Genomic DNA, 2,974 nt, shown 5'->3' with positions numbered 1-2,974 from the left:
AAGTCTGGTGGATTCCTATATAGCCCATATTGATGCCGCCCAAAATGTAGACCGTCTGAATGACATCATGAGTGATCCGGCAATCAATAGCCTTCCAGACGATGATACGGTGCGGATCAATGAAGCTTATGACCGTCGCTATGCAGAGATCAGTGAATAAGGGCCATGTCGCCCTTCGGGGTGGCAAATTCCATAATAGATATACGGCGGTATCACTATGAAATATACATACTCATCTATCACCCGCACCCTGACTGTCTTTGGCTGCAAGATGGATCATATCTTTACCAATGTAGGCCTGTTTGAAATTGAAGCACTGCTGACTAATGCAAAATTTAAGGAGGCCACATGGAGAAATTAAGTCAAGCTAAGGTAAAGGAGGTATCATGATGCGAACTGAATCTGAAAATAACTTGCTCGAAGCCATTTTTAATGAAATGCAAGAGATTAAAAGAGCTTTTCATGCTGATGAAGATCGTCTTTTAAAAACGAGTGAAGTAGTAAAAATGACTGGAATAACTAGGGCTTCTATTATTAAAATGGTTGAAGATGGGAGCTTTCCCGAGCCGGATTGGGTAAGTGAAAGTGGCTATAAGCGCTGGTGGAAGTCCACTATTTATACATTCTTTAATAAGAAACAAGCCCTCGCATCATGAGGGCTTTATTTCCGTAAAATTTTTATCTCTTGATGCAATAAATTGAGCTTTAAGTTCATCGCAATAATCTGACCATCTTTGCATCATCACACGTCTTTTATCTAAGTGCTTAGTCCGGTTATATGCCCTGCCGTGCATGTCACGCACCTGGTGTGCAAGCTGCTGTTCAATAATATCCAGTGGAAACTCCAGAACCTCATCTAATAATGTCCGGGCAATTGCTCTAAAGCCGTGGCCAGTCATATCCTCTTTACTATATCCCATACGGCGCAATGCCATATTAATAGACATATCAGAAATCGGCCGATGCTTGTCAGAGCGTGAAGGAAAAACAAAGTCTGAATTATTCGTAAAATTATGAGCTTCTTTTAGAATTGCTATAGCCTGTGTAGATAAAGGAACAATATGGTCCAGTCCAGTTTTCGCAGATGTTTTTGACGGCGTATAAGACCAGGTAGCAGTCTCAAAATTAATATCAGTCCACTTGGCATTGCGTAGTTCACCAATACGGACAAATACCAATGGTGCCAGTTGCAATGCAAGCTTTACGTGGACCAGTTGTGATTCATAATGATCTATATCAAAAAGCAAGCGCGCAAAATCAAAGGGATCTGTTAATGCTGAATAGTGATTTTTTTCTCTTTGGGTAATGGTACCTGCCAGATCTTGAGCAACATCACGCTCACACAGACCCATTTTTACTGCAAAGCGAAAAACCTGAGAGGCTTTAGATCTGATCCGCATTGCAGATTCAATATGCCCCTTGTTCTCATCTTTCTCAATTACTTTGGCTAGATCCCGTGGAGTAATATCTGAAATCGGCATATTGCCAATATCTCGATAAAGTTTTTCAAATATACCGTCATTTCTCTTTACGGTAGCTTCGGCCAGACGTTGTTTACTTTTATATAGCTCAGCAACAGATTTAAAAGTTGACTGTTGTTTTAATCTTTCTTTTTCCTCAACACCCTGCTTTTCTACCTGAGGATCTTTTCCTTCAGCCAGTAACGCCCTGAACTGATCCCGATATTCACGTGCTTTGGCCAGTGACATCGCTGGATAATTTCCGACAGTCATCGTATTTCTTTTTTTAGAAATTGGGCGGGTGTAATCAAAACGCCACATGACAGTACCGTTTTTTCGAATTAGAAGATTCAGACCTGCACCGTCACTTAGCCGAATATCCTTCTGTAACCCATTGGGATTATTACTTTTTATATCACGGAGAAATGCTTTGATTTTGCTGTCTGTAAGCGAAATTACTTGTTTTGGCATTTTTTTTGCGTTACACCTGTGAGTACAAACTTAGTTGTAACGCATCCTGTAATGCATTAATGCGTTACAACTTTAAAAAGGTTTATACAACTTTATACAGGTTTATTATTAGATGTCTATTATAAACAATAGGTTTATACAACTTTTGACAGGTTTGAACATAGAATTTGGTGCGCTCGGCGGGAATCGNNTACTCTATCCAACTGAGCTACGAACGCGCGATGCACATCATAACAAAAAAATGAGCGAGGTAAAGTACATAAATGCAGATAAACACCACTGATGCTTACGCTTTAAGCAAATTTCAATCTCTAGCCTGCCGATTACCATTAATATACTTGGTTTATTGAAGCAGATCGCTCAGAATATCTTTTCTATTCACCATGCGAGAAATTCATGACTGATGCATTGACGCTAAGGGATTTGTCCAAAACCTATCGAAATGGTTTTCAAGCTCTCAAAGGAATTAATCTAACTGTACCGGAAGGAGAGTTCTATGCACTTTTAGGGCCCAATGGTGCAGGCAAGTCTACAACGATCAGTATCATCAGCTCACTGGCTAAAAAAACCTCCGGAACTGTAGAAATCTTTGGCTACAATTTAGACACCCATCCTTCTGAGGCCAAACAATGCCTAGGAGTCGTGCCACAAGAGTTCAACTTNNGGTCATTTTGAAAAAACCTTTGATATTCTGGTCACTCAAGCTGGCTATTATGGTATTCCTAAAAAGCTGGCAGAACAACGGGCAGAACAATATCTGGAAAAGCTTGGCCTTTGGGACAAACGTCATGTTCAGGCCCGTATGCTTTCTGGTGGTATGAAACGCCGTCTCATGATTGCACGAGCCATGATGCATGAACCAAAGTTACTTATTCTGGATGAGCCCACTGCTGGGGTCGATATCGAACTGCGCCGTTCAATGTGGGATTTCCTGACAGAAATGAATGCCAAGGGTACCTCAATTATTCTGACGACCCATTATCTGGAAGAAGCCGAGATGCTCTGTCGCCGGATCGCGATTATTGATCGTGGCGTAATTAAAG

The 2,974-nt window shown here is 41.0% G+C and carries 3 protein-coding genes and 1 pseudogene; 3 read left to right on the top strand and 1 reads right to left on the bottom strand.

The window, feature by feature from the left end; all coding sequences use genetic code 11:
- Positions 1 to 217: 217 nt before the first annotated feature.
- Entirely contained in the window at positions 218 to 361 is a 144-nt protein-coding gene (locus B3R63_RS08625; protein WP_171070582.1) for a hypothetical protein, read from the top strand.
- A 25-nt stretch (positions 362 to 386) separates the two neighbouring features.
- Positions 387 to 656, top strand: a complete 270-nt coding sequence (locus tag B3R63_RS08620; protein WP_005407077.1) for a helix-turn-helix transcriptional regulator — start codon at positions 387 to 389, stop codon at positions 654 to 656.
- On the opposite strand, the gene B3R63_RS08615 is transcribed toward B3R63_RS08620, so the two are convergent.
- Positions 651 to 1,931, bottom strand: a complete 1,281-nt coding sequence (locus B3R63_RS08615; RefSeq protein WP_286729799.1) for a tyrosine-type recombinase/integrase — start codon at positions 1,929 to 1,931, stop codon at positions 651 to 653. The two genes, B3R63_RS08620 and B3R63_RS08615, sit on opposite strands and share 6 nt — an antisense overlap.
- A 396-nt stretch (positions 1,932 to 2,327) precedes the next feature.
- Here B3R63_RS08615 and B3R63_RS08610 point away from each other — a divergent pair.
- Positions 2,328 to 2,974 (top strand): annotated as a pseudogene (locus B3R63_RS08610) (ABC transporter ATP-binding protein); the annotation flags it as partial.

The organism is Acinetobacter sp. UBA1297, from assembly GCF_002307755.1.
Lineage (GTDB): Bacteria > Pseudomonadota > Gammaproteobacteria > Pseudomonadales > Moraxellaceae > Acinetobacter > Acinetobacter radioresistens.
Note: the sequence above shows the minus strand (reverse complement) of the source record. Positions and strands in the feature narration are given on the sequence as shown.